Raw genomic sequence first — 20,479 nt, 5'->3', positions numbered from 1 at the left:
ACTGTGACAGGTCTCAGCGTCGAGATACTGGCAGCGGCCGCGCCCGCCCCGATCACCTCGGCCGGGAACACCCAGCTGGGCGTGGCCGTCCTCGCGGGTATCGCCGTCATCGTCCTGCTCATCACCCGCCTCAAGCTGCACGCCTTCCTGGCGCTGACGATCGGCTCGCTCGCCCTCGGGGTGTTCGCGGGCGCCCCGCTGGACAAGACCATCGTCAGTTTCACGGCCGGGCTCGGCGCCACGGTCGCGGGGGTCGGCGTACTGATCGCGCTCGGCGCGATCCTCGGCCGGCTGCTCGCGGACTCGGGCGGCGCGGACGAGATCGTCGACACCATCCTCGCGAAGGCCAAGGGCCGGGCGATGCCCTGGGCCATGGTGCTGATCGCCTCGGTGATCGGGCTGCCGCTCTTCTTCGAGGTCGGCATCGTGCTGCTGATCCCGGTGGTGCTGCTGGTGGCCAAGCGCGGCAACTACTCGCTGATGCGGATCGGCATCCCGGCGCTGGCCGGTCTGTCCGTGATGCACGGGCTGATCCCGCCGCACCCCGGCCCGCTCGTTGCCATCGACGCGCTGCACGCGAACCTCGGCGTGACGCTCGCGCTCGGCGTGGTGGTCGCGATCCCGACGGTGATCATCGCCGGGCCGCTGTTCTCCCGGTACGCGGCCCGCTGGGTGGACATCCCGGCGCCCGAGCAGATGATCCCGCAGCGGCCCTCGGCCGAGCCGGACCACCGTCCGCGGTTCGGGGCGACGGTCTTCACCGTGCTGCTGCCGGTGGCGCTGATGCTGGTCAAGGCGCTTGTTGACATCGTTGTCGACGATCCGCAGAACGGTCTGCAGCGGGTCACGGACGTCGCGGGTTCCCCGCTGATCGCGCTGCTCGCGGCGGTGCTCGTGGGCATGTTCACCCTCGGCCGGGCGGCCGGGTTCACGAAGGAACGGCTCGCGTCGACGGTGGAGAAGTCGCTGGCCCCGATCGCGGGCATCCTGCTCATCGTGGGCGCGGGCGGTGGCTTCAAGCAGACCCTGATCGACGCGGGCGTCGGCCGGATGATCCTGGACCTTTCGAAGGGCTGGTCGATCCCGGCCCTGCTACTGGCTTGGCTGATCGCCGTGGCCATTCGGCTCGCCACGGGCTCGGCGACGGTCGCCACGATCTCGGCGGCCGGGCTGGTGGCTCCGCTCGCCGCGGGCATGTCCACCACGGAGACGGCGCTGCTGGTGCTGGCGATCGGGTCGGGCTCGCTGTTCTTCAGCCACGTAAACGACGCCGGGTTCTGGCTGGTCAAGGAGTACTTCGGGATGACGGTCGGACAGACGGTCAAGACCTGGTCGGTGATGGAGACCATCATCTCGGTGGTCGGCCTGGGCTTCGTCCTGCTGCTGTCACTCGTCCTCTAGCTGCGCGGCCGCCACGGCGAGGCCCTTCGCGGCGGTGGCGCAGCGGTCGGCCAGGGCGGAGACCTCGGCGCGGAACGCGTCGCCCTGCGGGCCCTGCCAGTCCAGCGCTTCGGCTGCCGCGTGCAGCCGGAGCGCATGGGCGCGCAGGGCGGCGGAGTGGCCGCGCAGGCCGTCGGCCGGGTCCGGCGGACCGGGCCGGAGCCGGGTGGCGGGGCTCATCGGCTGCGCCAGGGCTGGACGAGGAGGATGCCGCCGGTGCCGAGGAGGCCGACGGTGTGGACGCAGCCTTTGTGCGGGGCGGTCGGGACCGGGGGTTGCCCCTGATCCCGGCTCTGGTCCCGGCTCTGGTCCCGGTTCCGGTCGCGGTTCCGGTCGCGGTCCCGGTCGAAGAACGCCCGGACGGCGGCGCCCAGTCCGAGCAGCGGCTGCGCGGGCACGGCCCGGCCGGTGGCCACCTGCCAGCCGGCGTGGTCGTTGAAGGGGTTCGCGTCGGTCAGGGCGTTCCAGGCGAACAGGTCGGCGAAGGACGGGGACAGCAGCGCGAACGCCCGCTCGGCGCCCCGGTCCCGCATGAGCCGGCGGAACACCCGGACGGCCGCCGCCTGCCGGTCCTCGTCCACGGCCCGGAGGATCGCCGCGCAGTCGGGGTCGTCCAGCAGGTCGGGCCGGTCCGCGCTCGCCGCCCGGATCCGGGCCTTGAGTCCGCAGACGGCGAGGCTGACGGCGAGGCTCTCGCGGCCGGCGAGGATCCCGGCGAACCAGCCGGCCCCCGCCACACCCCTGCCGCGCGGTGCCCAGCCCAGGCCCGCCGGGTCGGTGAGGGTGCGCAGGAGGGTGCGCCAGCCGTGCCGGGAGCGGGCGCGGCGGCGCCCCAGGGCGGCGGCCGGGAGCCGGGTGCCGAGGGCCAGTTCGGAGGCGTGCCGGGCGGCTTCGCCGACGGCGTCGGCGGCCTCGGCGAGCTCGCGGCACAGGGCGTCGAGCAGCTCGGCGTCCGGGTCGGTGGGCGCGGAGGTCGCGGCGTCGGACATGGAATCCTCGCGGGATGTCGGTGGGGAGGTGGCGTCGGCGACGGGTGGTGTCGGCGACGGGTGCTGTCAGCCGCGGGTGCTGTCAGCGGCGGGTGAGGGTGAGCCGGATGCCGCGCGGGTCCAGTGCCAGGGGCAGCGGTCCGTGCGGGTCGAGTACCGGCCGGGTGGCCGTGATACGGCGGCGGCGCAGGACCTCGGCGCACAGCGCGGTGGTGATCAGCAGGCCCAGCCGGTCGCCCGGGCAGCGGCCCGGGCCGTGGCCGAACGGGGCCATCCGGATGTCCTCGTCCGCGCCGGGGGTCTTCCAGCGGCCCGGTACGAAGACGTGCGCGGCGGGCACCTGCTCGGGGTCGCGCTGGTGGAAGTGGGCGGGCAGCAGGACGGTGGTGCCGGCGGGGTGGCGTACGCCCCGCCACTCGGTCTCGGTACGGGTGACGCGGATCAGGTCCGGCACCACCGGGTACAGGCGCAGGCACTCCCGTACGCAGGCCCGTAGCCGGGGCAACTCCTCGGCGGCGCCGCGTCCGGCGGCTTCGGTGGCGGCGGCGTCCTGCTCGGCGGTGTGGGTGCCGAGCAGGAGCAGGGTGCGCAGCATCGTGGCGGGGATGGCGTCCATGGCCCGCAGGACCTGTTCCTCGCGGTCGGCGTACGCGGCACAGTGGCCGAACAGGGTGTGCCCGTCGCCGCCTGCGGCGCGCTCCCGACTGCGGCGGCGGAGCCGGCCGAGCAGGCCGGTGAACTGCTCGTCCCCCGCGGCCGCGCCGTCGCCGAGCACGATCCGGCGGGCGGCGCGGGCCATGGTGTGCCGGGCGCGGGCCAGGTCGAGGGTGGCGGCGGCGGTCAGGTGCCGGGCCTCTTCTGCGATGACGGTGCGGACGGCGGCGCAGGAGCGGACTCCGCCGGCGCCGGGCGACAGTACGGCGGCGGGTTCGGCTTCGTAGAACTGCCGGAGTTCCTGCCGGTCGAGCAGGACGAGTACGGCTCCGGACAGCCCGCGCACGAGCACGGGGGCGCCGCCGTGGCGGGCCCGCAGGGCGCGCAGCGCGTCGGCGGAGAAGGCCGGACGGGCGCCGCCCGGGCCGCGGCCGCGGACGAGGAGCGGAAGGGCCCGGCCCGCCGCGAACCGGACGGCCCCTGCGCGGCCGGCCCGTGCCTGCTGTCCGCGTGAGACGGCGGACTGGGTCGTACCGGGACCGGTCATGGCCGCACCACCTCCCTGCGATCCGGCCACCGGGGCGATGTCCTCCGGCAGGACGTCCGGGGCGGCCTCGTGAAGCGTGCGCATCCGGGTACCTCCGCGCGCGGCCGGAAACCAACGGTCGGTGACATCGCCCTCACCGTACGTCCCCCGAGCCACCCCCGCGCCCCGAGCACAACCGGGGTGGATCCGGAACTCAGGCCGCGGCCGCTACGGAATCGACGCGAAGGCCGCTTCGCGGAAGGTTGTGCGGAGGGGGCCCGGGGGGTGGGTGGGGAGGAGGAGTGCCCAGCGGTGGAGGCGGGGGGAGAGCCAGAGCGTCGGGGTGTCGCCGTAGGACCAGGTGCCGTGCGGGGCCGGGTGCCAGAGGAGGCCGCGGGCCGGGGTCAGCTCGCCGGTGCGGATGCGGAGGGACTCGGTGATCCATGCGCGGGTGAGGGGGTGCTCCGCCGGGGAGAGGAGGTGGCTCAGGAAGCGGACGAGGTCGGCCGGGGGCGCGTGCAGGACGCCGTCGGCGAAGCCGGTGCCGGTCATGCCGAGAGGGTGCCAGATCCGGGTGGCGGCGAGCTCGGCGAGGGGGCTGCCGGTGAGGTGCTCGGCGAGACGGGTGAGGGCGGTGTGGGCCGTGGGGCCGGTGGAGTGGCTCAGGAGGTGGTGTGTGGTGGTCCCCGCGGCGGCTTCGACCCCGTATGCCGTGAGGGGGGTGTGCAGCCGTAGTGCCTCTTCGGCGACGAGGCTCCCGATCACGGGCCACAGGGCGAGCGCGGGCATCAGCCCGTCGACGTCGAGGACAGAGCCCTCGTCCGCCGACCCGGCACGGACCCCGTCCGCTCCCCCGACTCCCCACACCGCCCCGGGGTCCGCGGCCTGCAGCAGGGCCGTGATCCGTTCCCCGATCACACCGGTCGGCTCGGCCGCGTCGGCCCGGTCGCTCTGCAGCGTCATGGTCCCCCACGCTAACCACCGCCGGCCCCCCGGCCCGGCCACACCGCCCCCGAGTCGGCGCGGACTTCCCCCGGGCCACCCGAATGCCCGCCGCATGGTCCGGATGCCACATCGTTCCCGCGATGGCCGCACGGGCAAGGGGCGGGCCGCCCTTCGGCGGCCCGCCCCCCGCTATCCGCCGGTGCCCGTCAGCTCTTGTCCGGGCGGTCCGTCACCCGGAGCGAGTTCAGCAGCGGCTTGCCGTACCCGCCGTGCGCGACGAAGCGGACGTTGAGCACACCGTCCGTGACCGTGACCGTGTACGTCCGGGTCAGGGCCGTGTACGTGCCCGCCTCCAGCGCGATGTCCAGCGAGGGCAGCACCTGCGTGCCCTCGGCCATCACGTCGAAGACCCGCTTGTTCGGCTTCGTCGACGACAGCTCCGCGAAGCCGAGCTCCACGGTGTACGTGCCGTTCGGGACGTTGTCGAAGCGGTACTCGTACATACCCTCACGGGCGTTGCGGAACAGCTTCTGCTCGGCCGTACCCGCGATCGTGCGCCCGGTGGAGTGCACCGAGGAGCTGCCCTGGTAGCCGTAGGAGCCGGCCGTGTACTTGCGGTCCGGGGACCAGCCGTCCCCGAGCGTGTCCGTGGCCGCGGAGTCGGAGCCCGCGTCCAGGGCCACCTGGTAGCGCGGGACCACGACCTTGACCGGGACGGTGAGGACCGGGCTGCGGCCGCTCACCGAGCTGATCCGCAGGTTCGCCGTGAGGACCGAGCCCGCGGCCAGACCCGTGGTGTCGACGGCCAGGTTCACGGTGGCCCTGCCTCCGATCGCCAGGTTCCCGGCATCGGGGGTGGCCGTCAGCCAGGCCGCGTCCTCGGCCACGGTGAACTGCGAATCGAGGGTGCCCGAGTTGGTGAGTTCGAGGGTGCGGGTGCGTTTCTGGCCCGCCGGGAGGACGAGCTCCAGGGAGGGCTGGGACGCGGTGACCCGCGCCGTGCGCAGCGACTCGTTCAGGGCGGTGACGCCGCCCTGCTCCACGGTGAGGGCGTTGGTCACCCCCGTGTACCAGTCGGCCAGGATCGTGACGGAGTTCTTGCCGGAGCGGGCCTGCAGGAGGTAGCCGCCGTCCGCCGCGGTGGTCGCCGTGACGGCGTCGGCGCCGGCGCCGACGCTTACCGTGGCCCCCGCGACACCCTTGCCGTCGTTCGCGTCGAGCACCCGGCCCGCGACCACGCCGCTCTTGGTGGTCTTGAAGGCGATGGCGAGCCCGTCGGTGATGACGGCCTGGTTGAAGGAGTACTTGAAGGCGTCGGTGCCCGTCGCGTTCTCCACGCCGACCGTGGCCGTTGAGCCGCCCTTGATGCCGGTGCCGCCCGTCCCCTTGTACGTGTAGACGACGGTGCCGTCCTCGCCGATCGCCGCCGAGAACGAGAACTTGTCGGCCTGCGCCGACCAGTGGGACACCTCGCGCCACTCGATCACGTACGTCCGGTGCGGTGCGGTGCCGGTGACGCCGGTGAAGACGCCCGAGCCGCTGCCGGCCGCGCCGACGACCAGGTCGTCCCAGAACGGGTAGAGCGCCGCGTTGGGCGTGGCCGTGCTCGGGAGGTCCCCGTTGATGTCACCGGTGTTGTTGCCGCCGAAGCTGACCGTGCCGTTGGTCCCGATCCAGGCCTGGCCGTACGTCTTGCCGTACATCGGGACCGGGAACGGCAGGTCGACGCGCTCGGTGGTGTTGTCGCCGGTCAGCGCGAGCTGCCGGTCCCCCGCCGCGTACGGGCGGCCGCCCGGGGTGGCGCAGGCGTAGCCGTAGCCGTCCGTGCGCTCGGGCAGCGTGAGCGCGACCGTCGTGTCGCCGGCGACGGTGGTCTGGGCGCTGCCGCCGGTGACGCAGCGGGAGGAGTGCGCGGCCCGTACCTCGTACGTGCCGTGCGGCAGGGTGACCTCGAAGCGGCCCTGTTCGTCGGCGGTCGCGGTCACGGGGGTGTCCGTGACGGTGACGGTGGCGCCCGCGGCGGGTCCGGCGGCCGAGGTGACCGTGCCGGTGAGCTTGCCGGAGGGGGCCTGGGTGAGGGTGAAGTCGCCGGTGGCGGTGGCGTTCTCGGTCACCGTCGCCGTCGAGGCCTGCTGGCCGTAGCCGAACTTGGAGACGGTCAGCGTGTAGTCGCCGACCGACAGGGAGCGGAACGTGTAGGTGCCGTCGGCCGCGGTGGTCGTCGTACGGCCGATCGGCCCGGCGGCGGTGACCTTGGCGCCCGCGAGCGGCGCGCCGGCGGAGCGGACGGTGCCGGAGACGGCGCCGATGGCGCCGCGCGGGGCGCCCGAGACGGCGGCGAACGCGTCGAGCTTGCCCTCGCCGAACACGTTGTTGTCGGCGGCGTTGCCACCGCACTGGCCGTTGTCGGTGTCCTGGGCGGTGCCGTTCAGCAGCTGCTCGGTCTGCGCGATGTCGCCTTCGAGGGCGGGGGCGGCGGACCAGAGCAGGGCGACGGTTGCCGCGGTGTGCGGTGAGGCCATGGAGGTGCCGGAGAAGGCCTCGTACCCGCCGCCGGGGACGGAGGAGCGGACGTTCACGCCGGGTGCCGCGATGTTCGGTTTGACGATGCCGCCGGGGCCCGCGCCGCGCGAGGAGAACGGCGCGATCGTGCCGTTGATGTCGAAGGCTCCGGAGCTGTAGGAGCTCGCGTAGTCGCCGGGCGAACCGCTGGTGGCGCAGCCGGGGCCGGAGTTCCCGTTGGAGAAGGCGGGGAAGATGCCGGCGGCGCGCCAGGCGTCGACGATCTGCTGGTACCAGTCGTCGTGCGTGGCGCTGCCCCAGGAGTTGTTGACGACGTGCGGGGCGAGGTCGGGGCGCGGGTTCTGGCCGTTCAGGTCGGTCGGGGCGACGATCCACTGGCCGGCGGCGAGGAGGGAGGCCTCGGAGCAGGAGTTGGTCTCGCAGCCCTTGGCGGCGATCCACTTGGCCCCGGGGGCCACGCCGATCTTGTTGGCGCCGCCGTCGTCACCGACCATGGTGCCCATGGTGTGGGTGCCGTGGTCGTTGTTGTCGCAGGGGGCCGCGGTGGGGCAGACGCCGGCCGGATCGAACCAGTTGTAGTTGTGGTCGTACGACCCGTCGGCGTTCTTGCCGCGGTACTGGCCGTTCACGGCCGGATGCGTGTAGTCGACGCCGCTGTCGATGTTGGCGACGACGATGCCCTCTCCGCGCACGCCGAGCTGGTCCCAGACCTGTGGGGCCTTGATGCGGTCGATGTTCCACTCGACGGCGTCGGCGGCGGACTTCTCCCGTTTGCCCTCGGCGGGCTTGGGGAGGGTGACCTTGTCGTCGGCGTCGATCCGGGAGACCTCGGGGCGCTGCGCGAGGGTGCCGGCGAGTTTCTGGCTGCCGACGACGCGGACGGCGTTCACGATCCAGTACGAGGTGTACTCGGCCTTGGCGCCGTCCAGGGCCTTGATCACCTCGGCCTGGCTGCGCGCGGCGTGTTCCTGCTTGGCGTGCAGAACCGTTTCAGCTTTCGCGGCGCGCGTCTTCTGCCGCCCCGCCGCCGTGAGGTCGGCGGCGCTGTCCAGGTAGACCCAGAAGACGGCCTTGCCCGCGTCGTCGAGCTGGGTGCGGAGTTTCGGCTCGATCTTGCGCTCGGCCGCTCCGGGGGTGGGGCCGGGTTCCGGCGCGGCCGCCGCCACGCCCGCCCCCGCGGGCAGGAGCAGGGCCGTGGTGAGAGCGGCGAGCGCCGCGCGTAACGATCGTCGCCTGTTGCGTTGGGCCACGTGTGGTCCTCCTCGGACGCCGTGTGCAGGTTGTGCGGGAAGGGCGTGCGCGACGTGCGCGGTCATGGTGAAGGAGGGGTCATGGACATTACAAGAGGGCCTAATGGGCCGTACCCTGCGCGCCTGGGGTGGCCGATGCCGCCCCGGCGGGCCAGCCTGAAGACATGACCGATCCAGTGCCGGGTACGGAAGAGCACGTTCCGGCCGGGCCCGGTGTGCCGCTCGCGACCGCCCGTGGCCGCTGGATCGTGCTGGCCACCGTGCTCGGGTCGACCATGGCCCTGCTGGACTCGACCGTCGTCAACGTCGCCCTGCCCACCATCGGGGTGGATCTGGGCGCCGACCTGGCCGTCCTCCAGTGGACGGTCAACGCGTACATGCTCACCCTGGCCGGGCTGATCCTGGTCGGCGGAGCGCTCGGGGACCGCTTCGGGCGGCGCAGGATCTTCGTCCTCGGGGTGGTGTGGTTCGCAGGTGCCTCGCTGCTGTGCGGGATCGCGCCCAACGCCGGGGTGCTGGTGGCTGCGCGAGCCCTCCAGGGCGTGGGCGGTGCACTGCTGACCCCCGGTTCGCTCGCGCTGATCCAGGGATCGATCGCCCCCGGGGACCGGGCCCGGGCCGTCGGGCTGTGGTCGGGGTTCGGCGGGGTGGGCGCGGCCGTGGGGCCGTTCCTCGGCGGCTGGCTGGTGGACGGGCCCGGCTGGCGCTGGGTGTTCCTGCTGAACGTGCCGGTGGCCGCGGTGTGCGTGCCGATCGCCCTGCGGCACGTACCGGAATCACGCGATCCGCACGCGCACGGACGGTTCGACGTGCTCGGCGCGGTCCTGGGGGCCGCGGCCCTCGCCCTGGTGACGTACGCGCTGATCGAGGCCCGTTCCGGGTCCCCGCTGGTGATCGCCTCGGCCGTCGGGGGCGTGCTGCTGGCCGCCGTGTTCATCTACGTCGAGCGGCACCGGACCGATCCGATGCTGCCGCCCGACATCTTCGCCTCCCGGCAGTTCACCGCCGTCAACGTGGTCACCTTCTTCGTGTACGCGGCCTTCAGCGGGTTCTTCTTCCTCGTCGTGCTCCAGCTCCAGGTGGTCTCCGGCTACTCGGCGCTGGGCGCGGGGGCGGCGCTGCTGCCGACGACCGTGCTGATGCTGCTGCTTTCGGCCCGGTCGGGGGCGCTCGGAGAGAAGATCGGGCCGCGGATCCCGCTCACGGTGGGGCCGCTGCTGTGCGCGGCCGCACTGCTGCTGATGCTGCGGGTGGGGCCGGACGCCTCGTACGTACGGGACGTGCTGCCGGCACTGATCGTGATGGGCATGGGCATGGTGGCCCTGGTGGCTCCGCTGACGGCGACGGTGCTGTCCTCGGTGGACCCCGGGCGGGCGGGCCTGGCCAGCGGCATCAACAACGCGGCCGCGCGGGCGGCCGGACTGCTGGCGGTGGCGGCGCTGCCGCTGCTGGCCGGCATGGGGCCGGACGCGTACCGCTCGGCGTCCGAGTTCGACGCCGCGTTCGGGCGGGCCATGCTGTGGTGCGCGGGGCTGCTGGTGGCGGGCGCCGTCGTGGCCTGGACCACCGTACGCAACCCCGTGCCGGGTGCGGGGTGCCACCCGGAGTGCCACACCTTCTGCGCGACGACCTCCCCGCCGCTCGAACCCCCGAGGACGGCGAAGCCCTGACCGGCGCGCCATGTGCTGGAACGCCACGGCGATCTGACGGCGGGTGCGGTCGTCACCGCCGTCGGGATCGTGTGCGTGGCGCGCGTACGGCGGGCCCGCGATCTGCCCGTCGCCGCGCTGCCGTTGCTGCTGGGTGCCCACCAGCTGGTGGAGGCGGCCGTATGGCGCGCGGGCGGCGGCTGCGGCCCGGCCACCACGGCCTGGGTGGCGATCGCCCTGCCGGTACTGCCGGTATGGGTGCCGCTCGGGGTCCTGCTCGCGGCCGCTCCGGTGGACCGGCGCCGCCTGTGGGGGCCGGCGGTCGTCGGGCTCGCCACCGCCGCCGTGCTCTCGTACTGCCTCGCGACCCGGCCGGCCGTCGCCGAGATCCGGGGCCACACCCTCGGCTACGGCGTGAAGGTTCCGTGGATGCCGCTCGTCCTCGCGGGCTACCTCTTCGCCACGCTGGGCGCCCTGCTGCTGTCCGGCGACCGGCGGCTGCGGCTCCTCGGCGCGGTGCTCGCCGTCGGGGCATTGGCCTGCTCAGCGCTGTGGCGGCTGGAATTCGCCTCCACCTGGTGCGCCTTCGCGGCGGTCGCCTCGCTGCTGGTCCTGGGGTGGGTCCGGCGCCCCCGGTCCGGCACCTCTGTGACGTGACAGGCCGAAAGTTACCTAGACGTATGTAGTGACTTCCCATGCGCCCGGCAGTAGAACTCGTTCCCATTCCGTCGAGAGTGAGGAACGTCACATGAGTGACAAAGGCCTGCACAAATCCGGCTCCAATGGAATCTCACGCCGTGGATTCATAGCTGGAACAAGTTCCATTCTGGGAGCCGCGGCCCTCGCCGGTCAGATCACCCCGGCCCAGGCGCAGGCCGCCGCCTCGGCGGCAGCGGCCGCCGGCCCCATCGACAACGGCGCGCACGTCCCGGCCCTGGTGATCGGCACCGGCTACGGCGGCTCCGTCGCCGCCCTGCGGCTCGCCCAGGCCGGCGTCGACGTCCACATGATCGAGATGGGCATGGCCTGGGACACCCCGGGCCCGGACGGCAAGATCTTCTGCAACACGACCACACCCGACCAGCGCTCCTACTGGCTGCGGACCAGGACCAAGCAGCCCCTGAGCAACTTCCTCGGCTTCCCGATCGACAAGGACATCCCCCGCTACACCGGGATCCTGGACGCCGAGGAGATGGGCGGCATCATCGTCTACCAGGGCCGCGGCGTCGGCGGCGGCTCCCTGGTCAACGGCGGTATGGCGGTCACCCCGAGGCGCGCGAACTTCGGCGCCATCCTCCCGTCGGTGGACGCGGAGGAGATGTACAGCACCTACTACCCGCGGGCCAACACCGGACTCGGGGTCGGCCTGGTCGACCCGGCCTGGTTCGACACCGTCGACTGCTACCAGTTCGCCCGCGTCGGCCGCAAGCACGCCCAGCGCTCCGGCTTCCCGTTCGTCTTCGTACCGGACGTGTACGACTGGGACTACATGAAACAGGAGGCGGCCGGGACCGCCCCGAAGTCCGCGGTCGCCGGGGAGATCCTCTACGGCAACAACTACGGCAAGAAGTCGCTGCAGAAGACCTATCTCGCGCAGGCCAGGGCCACCGGCAAGGTCACCGTCTCCCCGCTGCACAAGGTCACTTCCGTCTCCCCCGCGTCGGGCGGCGGCTACACCGTCGTCATCGACCAGATCAACACCACCGGCGCCAGCACCGCCACCAAGACCGTGGTCGCCGACAAGGTGTTCTTCGCGGCCGGCAGCGTCGGCACCAGCAAGCTGCTCGTGAGGCTCAAGGCCACCGGCGCGCTGCCCGCCCTGAACGGCGAGATCGGCAAGGGCTGGGGCGACAACGGCAACGTCATGTGCGGCCGGGCCAACCACCTGTGGGACCCCACCGGCAAGGTCCAGGCCTCCATCCCGTGCGGCGGCATCGACAACTGGGACGCGGGCGGGGCGTTCGCCGAGGTGGCACCGCTGCCGACGGGGATCGAGACGTACGCCTCCTTCTACCTGTCGATCACCAAGAACCCGAACCGCGCCGAGTTCACGTACAACGCGGCCTCGGGGAACGTCGAGCTGAACTGGCAGACGGCGTGGAAGCAGCCGTCCATCGACATGGCCAAGAGCATCTTCGACAAGATCAACTCGAAGGAGGGGACGATCTACCGGACGGACCTGTTCGGCACCAACAAGATCTGGGGCGACCACCTCACCTACCACCCGCTCGGCGGCGCGGTCCTGAACAAGGCCACCGACAACTACGGCCGCCTGCACGGCTACACCGGCCTGTACGTGATCGACGGCGCGCTGATCCCCGGCAACACCAGCGTCAACCCGTTCGTCACGATCACGGCGCTCGCCGAGCGCAACATCGAGAAGATCATCGCCACCGACCTGTAGGCGGTCCGCAGATCAGCGGATCAGCGGATCCGCGGATCAGCGGAGCTGCACACAGAACCGGGGCCGTCGGATACACCGACCGGCCCCGGACCCGTTGCCCCGACCGGCGTCAGTGCCCCGGCAGTACGCACACGCTGTCGAGGCCGAGCACGTGGTTGAGCCGGCCGAAGGCCAGCCAGGACCCGATGCTCATCGTCAGCTCCACGACCTCCAGTTGGCTGTAGTGCGCGGTCATCCGCTCCCAGAACTCCTCGTCGAGGTTGTGGTGGTCGAGCGTGTAGCGCTCCGCGTACTCCGCCGCCAGGCGGGTCCGTTCGTCGAAGCGGTCCGTGGTGCGCCAGTCGGTCACGGCGTCCGAGAACTCCTCCTCGACCTTCTCCCCGTCCCGCTCGGTCCGCCAGTCGAGGCAGAACACGCAGCCGTTGATCTGCGCGACGCGCAGGCGTGCGGCCTCGAACTCGCGCAGGCCCAGGGTGGTGTGGGCGTACACCGACAGGGAGAAGTTCGCGGCGGCCATCCCGATCCCGGGGACCATGTCGCCCCACACGTACTCGATCGGGTGCTGGCCTTCGGGTATGTCGATCCTCATGGCTGTTTCCTTCCGAGCTTGCCGATGGCGGGGCGCAGGGGGACGTCGAGGGCGTCGTAGAGGCCCGGTTCGGCCTCCACCAGCCAGTCGATGGCGCCGACCAGGCGGCCGACGGCGGTGGCGTTGCCACCCGCCGAGCGGTTCTCGCCCTCGTCGGTGGCCTCGACGGTGACCTCGATGTGCGGGCGGCCCTCGATGATCACGCGGTGGGCGCCGTCGCCGCCGTCGGGCGGCGACGGCCAGTCGGGGGCGCAGGAGGCGTGGATGCGGGTGACGTGCTCGATGACGAGGCGGGGTTCGCCCTCGACGATGCCCTGCACCTCGAAGCGGATGGCGCCCTGGGTGCCGGCCGCGAACTCGCCCATGGTGCGGGTGGTGACGGTGGTGTCGAGGGCGCGGCGGTCCACGGTCTCGCGGATCTCGTCCAGTTCGACGCCCAGGGCCCGGGCCATCATGCGGATCTGCCCGCCCCACACCATGGTGGGGACGGACGGCATGAGCATCATCGGCTCGAAGTCCATGGGCTGGCCCATGCCGACGAGGTAGCGGACCGAGTCGGGCTGGTCGTAGGTGGAGTAGTCGAATATCTCCTGGCAGCGGATGGCGTCGATGGTGCTGCCGAGCCCGCTGAGCAGGAGCGGGAGTACGTCGTTGCCCCAGCCGGGGTCGACGCCGGAGGCGAACAGCGAGCCACCGCCCTCCGCGACCGCGGCGGCCACCGGATCGCGGAACTCGGGCGGGGCGTTGCGGTGGTCGTAGAGCGGGTAGAGGGCGGGGCTGACGACGACCGCGCCGGACCGGACGGCCCGGGTGATGTCGGCCAGCGCGTCGTCGGGGCGGGTGTCGCCGGAGGCCGCGTAGACGACGGCCTGCGGCCGGGCGGCGAGGACCGCTTCGACGTCGTCGGTGGCCAGGACCCCGGTGTCGTGGTCGAGTTCACCGAGCCGGCCCGCGTCGCGGCCGATTTTGTCGGGATGGTGGACGATGACGGCGGCCAGTTTCAGCGCCGGATGGGCCTCTACGGCACGGATGGCCAAACGGCCGACGTTGCCGGTACCCCAGACAACCGTGGAAATCATGCGCGGAGGGTAGCGACAGGACCTGCACGTTTCCAGAGTCGCGGACCCCGGCCTTCGGTTACTGGTTCTGGCCGCCCAGGACGAAGAGGAGGTAGACGAAGAAGGCGAAGAGGTGGCCGACGAACAAGTAGGCGACCAGCCGAATCACCAGACCGCGCGGGAACTTGGACTGGAGTTTCATGGTGGGACTCCTGCGCTGGGAGGGGTTCGAGGGGCTAACGGTGATGTGCGGGCGCGCCGGAGGCACCGCCGCCGCCGAGGCACAGCCCGGCGAGGCTGCTCTGCAGCAGGGTGTGGACGAACAGCAGGTCGGCTCCGCCCTGGGTGGCCGCGCCGATCCGGTGCGGGGTGAGGGAGTCGAAGTGCGCGCTGTCCCCGGGCTCCAGCAGGTACTCGGCCTCGGCCAGGTGCAGCCGCAGCCGTCCCTTGAGGACGTACAGCCATTCCTCACCGGGATGTACGCGGACCAGGTCGCCCTGGCTGCGGCCGTAAGGGACGTGCACGCGCAGCGCCTGCATCCCGCGGCCGGAGCCGCCGGCCTGCCAGTACGTCCACCCGTCGGCCTCGCGGGCGCCCGGACCGCCCGCCCGTACGATGGGATCGGCGACGGCGGGGCTCTCGCCGAGCAGTTCCGAGACCGTCGTACCGTAGGTGCGGGCGAGTCCGAGCAGCAGCGGCAGCGAGGGCTGGCGCCGCCCGGTCTCCAGCCGGGACAGGTGCGCGGGCGAGAGCCTGGCCCGCGCGGCGGCGGCCTCCAGGGTGAGCCCGGAGCGGCGTCGCAGGTCACGCAGCTGCGGTGCCACGGAGGGAAGCTCTTCGGCGCCGGAGCCGGAGCCGGAGCCGGCGCCGGAGCCGAGGTCGGAGCTGAGGTCGGGGCCGGCGTCGGGGCCGACCGGTTCGTCGGGACGCTCGGGCCCTTCGGGGCCGGGGGCAGGACCGGATGTCATGCCCCGATTGAGCCAGAATCCTGCCTCCCTGGCAATTTCCCTTGCCTCTGAGGCAAAATCCCTGTCGGTTCCCCCGCCTCATCCGCCGCCGAGCACCGTCTCGACCGTGTCCGCCTCGTCCGCGCTCTTGTCCGGGCGGTGCCGCAGCACCCGCGCGAAGCGCAGCGCGACCCCGGCCGGGTAGCGCGGGGAGCGCTGGAGGCCGTCGTACGCGATCTCGACGACCAGCTCGGGCCGTACCCGCACGGTGAAGCCGTCGTCCTCCACCGCCAGCTCACGCAGCCGCTCCGTCTGCCAGCGCAGCATCTCGTCGGTGAGCCCCTTGAAGGTCTTGCCGAGCATGGCGAACGAGCCGTCGGCGGCCCGTGCCCCGAGGTGCAGGTTCGACAGCTGCCCGGTGCGCCTGCCGTGGCCCCGTTCGACGGCGAGCACCACCAGGTCGAGGGTGTGCACCGGTTTCACCTTGAGCCAGTGTTTGCCGCGCCGCCCGGCCGCGTAGGTCGAGTCGAGGGCCTTGACCATGACCCCCTCGTGGCCGCGGCGCAGGGTCTCGGCCCAGAACTCCTCGGCGGCCGCCGCCTGCTCCTGCGCGTCCTCGACGACGAGCCGGCGGACCCGGGAATCCTCCGGCACGAGGGCGGCGAGCGCCGCGTACCGCTCGCGCACCGGGAGGTCGAGGAGCACCGCGTCCCCCGTCGCCAGGACGTCGAAGAAGTACGGGACGACGGGCAGCGTCCGCCGGGCGGCCTCGACGTCGACCCGGGATCCGACCCGGCTCGCGACCTCCTGGAAGGGCACCGGTCGGCCGTCCGGCGCCTGCCCGATGACCTCGCCGTCGAGGATGAACCGCTCCCCCGGCAGCGCCCGCGCGAGCTGCGCCACCTCCGGCAGCCGGCCGGTGATGTCGTCCAGGGAGCGCGTGTACACCCGTACGTCGTCCCCGTCCCGGTGCACCTGCACCCGGATCCCGTCGAGCTTCTCCTCCACCGCGCAGGGCCCGAGCGCGGCCAGGGCCCCGGCCACCGACTTTGCGGTGTTCGCCAGCATCGGCTGTACGGGCCGCCCGACGCGCAGGGTGACCCCGCGCAGGGCCGCCGCGCCGTCGGCCAGCACCGCCGCGGCCACCCGGGGCAGCGAGCCGTCGAGCATCGCGGCGCGGCGCAGTTCGGCGGCGGGCACCCCGGCGGCCGCGGCGACCCCTTCCAGCGCGACCGCGTCGAGGGCGCCCTGGCGGACCTCGCCGGAGAGCAGGCTGCGCAGGAACCGCTGCTCGGGCCCGGTCGCCGCGCCGAGCAGGGCGTCGAGGATCCGGCGCCGCTCGGCCTGCGCGCCCGTGCCCCGGGCGGCGGCGAGCTCGGTCACCGCCGTGTCGACGGCTGTGACGGTGAGGGTGGGCCCGGCGGCGGGCTCGACCTCCCGGCCGAGAGTCCGCCAGCCGATGCCCGGCCGTCCCTGCGGGAGGCGCCCGGAGAGGTACGAGACGACCAGGCCGGCCTCCTCGGGCGGCGCGGCGGCGAACACCTCCGCGAGCAGCGCGGTCTTGCGGGAGCGGGCGGAGGTCTCGGCGACCTCCCGGGACACGCGCGCGACCTCGGCGAGCAGCATGCCGTCATCCTCCCGCCGCTCGGCGTACGCCGCAGGTCGGCTCGGGGTACCGCGGGTGCGGTATGCCGGGCCGCCCGGGTACTCCTCCAGGAGGTGGGCGGTTCCGCCTGGGGGTGCTCAAGGGCCCGCGGCCCGGCGTCTAGGGTTCCCGTATGAAGCCCCGACTGCCGAAGCTCCGGCTGCCACGGCGCCGCCGCACCCGTCTGCTCGCGGGGGCCGCCGCGCTCGCCGTCGTCGCGGGGGCCGGTACGTGGACCGCCGCCGCGTCCGGCGAGGCGCCCGCCGTGCACCGCCAGGACCGCGTGGTGGAGATGCCCGGAGCGGCCATCGACACCTCGTACTTCACGGCCGGCGGCGGGGAGAAGCGGCCCGCCGTGCTGCTCGGGCACGGGTTCGGCGGCAGCAAGGACGACGTCCGCGCGCAGGCCGAGCGGCTGGCCCGGGACGGGTACGCCGTCCTGACCTGGTCGGCGCGCGGCTTCGGCCGCTCCGGCGGGCAGATCGGGTTGAACGATCCCGAGCACGAGGTCAAGGACGTGTCCCGGCTCGTCGACTGGCTCGCGCTCCAGCCCGAGGTGCGGCTCGACGCGGACGGCGATCCGCGCGTCGGCGTCGCGGGGGCCTCGTACGGCGGGGCGATCTCGCTGCTCGCCGCCGGATACGACCGGCGGGTCGACGCGATCGCCCCGCAGATCACGTACTGGAACCTCGCGGACTCCCTCTTCCCGCAGGGCGTGTTCAAGAAGCTGTGGGCAGGGCTGTTCTTCACCACCGGTTCGGCCGACGGGATGCAGCCCGGGGCGCTGCCGGCGGGCGGCCCCGGCGCGGCGGCCGTCCCCGCTCCCTCCGACACCGCTCCCTCCGACACCGCCACTGCCACCGCCTGCGGGCGGTTCCAGCCCGAGCTGTGCGCCATGTACGAACGGGTCGCCGTGGCCGGGAAGCCCGATGCCGAGGCCCGCGCCCTGCTGGAGCGGCGCAGTCCGTCGGCGGTCGGGGACCGGATCAAGGTGCCGACCCTGATCGTGCAGGGCCAGGACGATTCCCTGTTCCCGCTGGACCAGGCCGACGCGATGGCGAAGGCGATCGCGGCGAACGGCGCGCCGGTCTCGGTGGACTGGGCGGCAGGCGGGCACGACGGCGGCGTGCGCGAGTCGGGCCGGGTCGAGGACCGGGTGGCCGCCTGGTTCGACCGCTACCTCAAGGACGAACAGGGCGTGGACACCGGGCCGGCCTTCCGCGTCTCGCGCTCCGGAGGCATCGATTCCACCGACGGGGCGGTCCGGCTGCGCGGCGCGAGCGGCGAGCGCTATCCGGGGTTGACCTCCGCTCCCCGGGAGTTCGCCCTGAGCGGGCGGGAGCAGGGCTTCGCCAATCCGGCGGGCGGCGCCCCGCCCGCGCTGTCCTCCCTGCCCGGGATCGGCGGGCAGCTCGCCGCCGTCGGGGCCGGGCTGTCGCTGGACTTCCCCGGGCAGAACGCCCGGTTCGAGTCGGAGCCGCTGACCGGGGAGGTACGGGTCACCGGGACCCCGACCGTCACCCTGGACGTGAGGTCGACGGCAGCCGACGGTTCGGCCGTCCTGTTCGGCAAGGTGTACGACGTCGGGCCCGATGGGCGCCAGCAGGTGCTGCCGAGTCAGCTGGTCGCCCCGGTGCGGGTGGAGAACGCGCAGCAGGGCGCCACGGTGGAGCTGCGGCTACCCGCCGTCGACCATGCCGTGGAGGCCGGGCACCGGCTGCGGCTGGTCGTCGCCGCCACCGACCTCGGCTACGCGTCTCCGGTCGCGCCGGCCACGTACACGGTCGCCTTGCGGGGCACCCTGGCCGTGCCGGTGGCCGACGGGGTGCGGACGGCCTCGGCGGCTCTGCCCGCGTGGACCTGGGGGCTGCCGCTGGGTGCGGCGCTGCTGGCGGCGGCGCTGCTGGGGATCCGGAGGACCGGTCGGGAGAGTGCGGGGGCGCGGGGCCAGGTAGCGCAGCCCGACCCGGCGCTGGCCGACGTACCACTGGAGATCACGGGTCTGACGAAACGGTACGCCGGGGCACAGGACCGGTACGCGGTGCGGGATCTGTCGTTCCGGGTTGAGAAGGGGCAGGTCCTGGGCCTGCTCGGGCCCAACGGCGCCGGGAAGACCACCACGCTGCGGATGCTGATGGGCCTCATCTCGCCGGACGCGGGCGAGATCAGGGTGTTCGGGCACGCGGTACGGGCGGGGGCGCCGGTGCTGTCGCGCGTCGGGGCGTTCGTCGAGGGGGCCGGCTTCCTGCCGCACCTGTCGGGGCGGGCCAACCTGGAGCTGTACTGGCAGGCCACCGGGCGTCCGGCCGAGGACGCGCACCTGGCGGAGGCTCTGGAGATCGCCGGGCTCGGCGACGCGCTGGAGCGCGCGGTGCGCACGTACTCGCAGGGCATGCGGCAGCGCCTGGCGATCGCGCAGGCCATGCTCGGGATGCCGGACCTGCTGATCCTCGACGAGCCGACGAACGGTCTGGACCCGCCGCAGATCCGGGAGATGCGGGACGTGATGATCCGGTACGCGGCGGGCGGGCGGACGGTCATCGTCTCCAGCCATCTGCTGTCGGAGGTCGAGCAGTCGTGCACGCACCTGGTGGTCATGGACCGCGGACGGCTGGTACGGGCGGGCGAGGTCGCGGAGATCACGGGCGGCGGGGACACGCTGCTGGTGGCGCTGGCCGGGCCGGTGGACGAAGGGACCGTGGCGAAGGTGGCCGCGCTGGAGGGAGTGGGTGCGGTGACGGCCGCCGATGACGGGCTGCTCGTACGGCTGGAGGGCGCGACGGCCTCCGGGCTGATCGCCGAGCTGGTACGGCTGGAGGTGCCGGTCTCCGCAGTGGGTCCGCACCGCCGGCTGGAGGACGCGTTCCTCACGCTGATCGGAGGTGCGGCATGAGCGCCGTGACGGAGGTGGCCCCCGGCTACCGGCCGAGCCGTACGCTGCCGCTGCGCGTGGAGGCGCTGCGGCAGTGGCGCCGGCGCCGGACGCTGGTGATGGGCGGGGTGCTGGCCGCGCTGCCGTTCGTCATGATCATCGCGTTCGCGGTGGGCGGCGGGCAGGACGGCGGCCGGGGCGGCGGGGACGGTCGGATCACGCTCATCGACACGGCCACGGCCTCGGGCGCGAACTTCGCGGCCACCTGTCTGTTCGTGTCCGCCGGCTTCCTGCTGGTGGTGCCGGTGGCCCTGTTCTGCGGGGACACCGTGGCCTCGGAGGCGAGCTGGTCCTCGCTGCGCTACCTGCTCGCCTCGCCGGTGCCGCGGGCCCGGCTGCTGTGGAGCAAGCTGGTGGTGGCCCTGGGCTTCAGCCTGGCGGCGATGGTGCTGCTGCCGGTGGTGGCGCTGGCGGCGGGCACGGCCGCGTACGGCTGGGGACCGCTGAAGCTGCCGACGGGCGGCTCGCTGGCGGCAGGGGAGAGCGTGCCGCGCCTCGCGCTGGTGGTGACGTTCGTCTTCGTGTCGCAGCTGGTCACGGCCGGGCTGGCGTTCTGGCTGTCGACGCGGACGGACGCACCGCTGGGCGCGGTGGGCGGGGCGGTCGGCCTGACGATCGTCGGCAACGTGCTGGACGCGGTGACGGCCCTCGGCTCCTGGCGGGAGTTCCTGCCCGCGCACTGGCAGTTCGCGTGGGCGGACGCGCTGCAGCCGCAGCTGGAGTGGGGCGGGATGATCAAGGGGACCGCGGTGTCGGTGTCGTACGCGCTGGTGCTGTTCGCGCTCGCGTTCCGCGGTTTCTCCCGCAAGGACATCGTGTCCTGAGCCTGGGCCGTCTGTGCCATTCGGGGCGGCGGGCGTGTGCGCCTGCCGTCCGGTCGCACCCGGCACGCTGAACAATCGCGGTCGTCACGACGTACGGATGCGTC

Annotated in this window: 16 protein-coding genes; 6 read left to right on the top strand and 10 right to left on the bottom strand. The window is 73.3% G+C overall.

Annotated elements, in window-relative coordinates; all coding sequences use genetic code 11:
- The first annotated feature begins 3 nt into the window (after positions 1 to 3).
- Positions 4 to 1,401, top strand: a complete 1,398-nt coding sequence (locus ACIQU4_RS06755; protein WP_403726738.1) for a gluconate:H+ symporter — start codon at positions 4 to 6, stop codon at positions 1,399 to 1,401.
- Here ACIQU4_RS06755 and ACIQU4_RS06750 read toward each other — a convergent pair.
- The 5 genes from ACIQU4_RS06750 to ACIQU4_RS06730 form a co-directional block, all read right to left on the bottom strand.
- Positions 1,387 to 1,620: a hypothetical protein gene (locus tag ACIQU4_RS06750; protein WP_403726735.1), complete on the bottom strand. Its 234-nt coding sequence runs from the start codon at positions 1,618 to 1,620 to the stop codon at positions 1,387 to 1,389. The two genes, ACIQU4_RS06755 and ACIQU4_RS06750, sit on opposite strands and share 15 nt — an antisense overlap.
- Positions 1,617 to 2,429 carry a hypothetical protein gene (locus tag ACIQU4_RS06745; protein WP_403726733.1) on the bottom strand — a complete coding sequence of 271 codons (813 nt, stop codon included), beginning with the start codon at positions 2,427 to 2,429 and terminating at the stop codon, positions 1,617 to 1,619. Before ACIQU4_RS06745 ends, ACIQU4_RS06750 begins: the two co-directional genes overlap by 4 nt.
- Positions 2,430 to 2,511: 82 nt before the next feature.
- A complete protein-coding gene (locus ACIQU4_RS06740) occupies positions 2,512 to 3,714 on the bottom strand; it encodes a cytochrome P450 (protein WP_403726730.1) in 1,203 nt (400 codons plus the stop codon).
- Between the two features lie 123 nt (positions 3,715 to 3,837).
- A complete protein-coding gene (locus tag ACIQU4_RS06735; protein WP_403726728.1) occupies positions 3,838 to 4,572 on the bottom strand; it encodes a hypothetical protein in 735 nt (244 codons plus the stop codon).
- 188 nt (positions 4,573 to 4,760) lie between these two features.
- Positions 4,761 to 8,393 (bottom strand): S8 family serine peptidase, encoded by a 3,633-nt coding sequence (locus ACIQU4_RS06730; protein ID WP_403726725.1) that lies wholly within the window; start codon positions 8,391 to 8,393, stop codon positions 4,761 to 4,763.
- A gap of 98 nt (positions 8,394 to 8,491) precedes the next feature.
- Between ACIQU4_RS06730 and ACIQU4_RS06725 the strand changes: the two genes are divergently transcribed.
- The 3 genes from ACIQU4_RS06725 to ACIQU4_RS06715 all read left to right on the top strand — a co-directional run bounded on the left by ACIQU4_RS06725 (position 8,492) and on the right by ACIQU4_RS06715 (position 12,380).
- Positions 8,492 to 9,997, top strand: coding sequence for an MFS transporter (locus ACIQU4_RS06725; RefSeq protein ID WP_403726723.1), 1,506 nt, complete (start codon positions 8,492 to 8,494; stop codon positions 9,995 to 9,997).
- A 12-nt stretch (positions 9,998 to 10,009) separates the two neighbouring features.
- Positions 10,010 to 10,633 (top strand): DUF6629 family protein, encoded by a 624-nt coding sequence (locus tag ACIQU4_RS06720; protein ID WP_403726720.1) that lies wholly within the window; start codon positions 10,010 to 10,012, stop codon positions 10,631 to 10,633.
- A gap of 91 nt (positions 10,634 to 10,724) precedes the next feature.
- Positions 10,725 to 12,380, top strand: a complete 1,656-nt coding sequence (locus ACIQU4_RS06715) for a GMC oxidoreductase (protein ID WP_403726718.1) — start codon at positions 10,725 to 10,727, stop codon at positions 12,378 to 12,380.
- Positions 12,381 to 12,489: 109 nt separating this feature from the next.
- Here the strand turns inward: ACIQU4_RS06715 and ACIQU4_RS06710 are convergent, their stop codons facing one another.
- The 5 genes from ACIQU4_RS06710 to ACIQU4_RS06690 all read right to left on the bottom strand — a co-directional run bounded on the left by ACIQU4_RS06710 (position 12,490) and on the right by ACIQU4_RS06690 (position 16,600).
- On the bottom strand, positions 12,490 to 12,969 hold the full coding sequence (locus tag ACIQU4_RS06710; protein WP_403726715.1) for a carboxymuconolactone decarboxylase family protein: 480 nt from the start codon (positions 12,967 to 12,969) through the stop codon (positions 12,490 to 12,492).
- Positions 12,966 to 14,048, bottom strand: a complete 1,083-nt coding sequence (locus ACIQU4_RS06705) for a dihydrodipicolinate reductase (RefSeq protein ID WP_403726713.1) — start codon at positions 14,046 to 14,048, stop codon at positions 12,966 to 12,968. The genes ACIQU4_RS06710 and ACIQU4_RS06705 overlap by 4 nt, the downstream gene beginning before the upstream one ends.
- Before the next feature lie 58 nt (positions 14,049 to 14,106).
- Positions 14,107 to 14,229: a DUF6126 family protein gene (locus tag ACIQU4_RS06700; protein ID WP_037835509.1), complete on the bottom strand. Its 123-nt coding sequence runs from the start codon at positions 14,227 to 14,229 to the stop codon at positions 14,107 to 14,109.
- A 34-nt stretch (positions 14,230 to 14,263) separates the two neighbouring features.
- A complete protein-coding gene (locus tag ACIQU4_RS06695) occupies positions 14,264 to 14,995 on the bottom strand; it encodes a helix-turn-helix domain-containing protein (RefSeq protein WP_403726710.1) in 732 nt (243 codons plus the stop codon).
- 78 nt (positions 14,996 to 15,073) lie between these two features.
- Positions 15,074 to 16,600, bottom strand: coding sequence for an ATP-dependent DNA ligase (locus ACIQU4_RS06690; RefSeq protein ID WP_403726707.1), 1,527 nt, complete (start codon positions 16,598 to 16,600; stop codon positions 15,074 to 15,076).
- 152 nt (positions 16,601 to 16,752) lie between these two features.
- On the opposite strand from ACIQU4_RS06690, the gene ACIQU4_RS06685 reads away from it, so the two are divergent.
- Positions 16,753 to 19,512, top strand: a complete 2,760-nt coding sequence (locus ACIQU4_RS06685; RefSeq protein WP_403726704.1) for an alpha/beta fold hydrolase — start codon at positions 16,753 to 16,755, stop codon at positions 19,510 to 19,512.
- Entirely contained in the window at positions 19,509 to 20,375 is an 867-nt protein-coding gene (locus ACIQU4_RS06680; RefSeq protein WP_403726701.1) for an ABC transporter permease, read from the top strand. The genes ACIQU4_RS06685 and ACIQU4_RS06680 overlap by 4 nt, the downstream gene beginning before the upstream one ends.
- Positions 20,376 to 20,479: the final 104 nt, after the last annotated feature.

The organism is Streptomyces sp. NPDC090741 (genome assembly GCF_044769045.1).
GTDB lineage: Bacteria > Actinomycetota > Actinomycetes > Streptomycetales > Streptomycetaceae > Streptomyces.
Note: the sequence above shows the minus strand (reverse complement) of the source record. Positions and strands in the feature narration are given on the sequence as shown.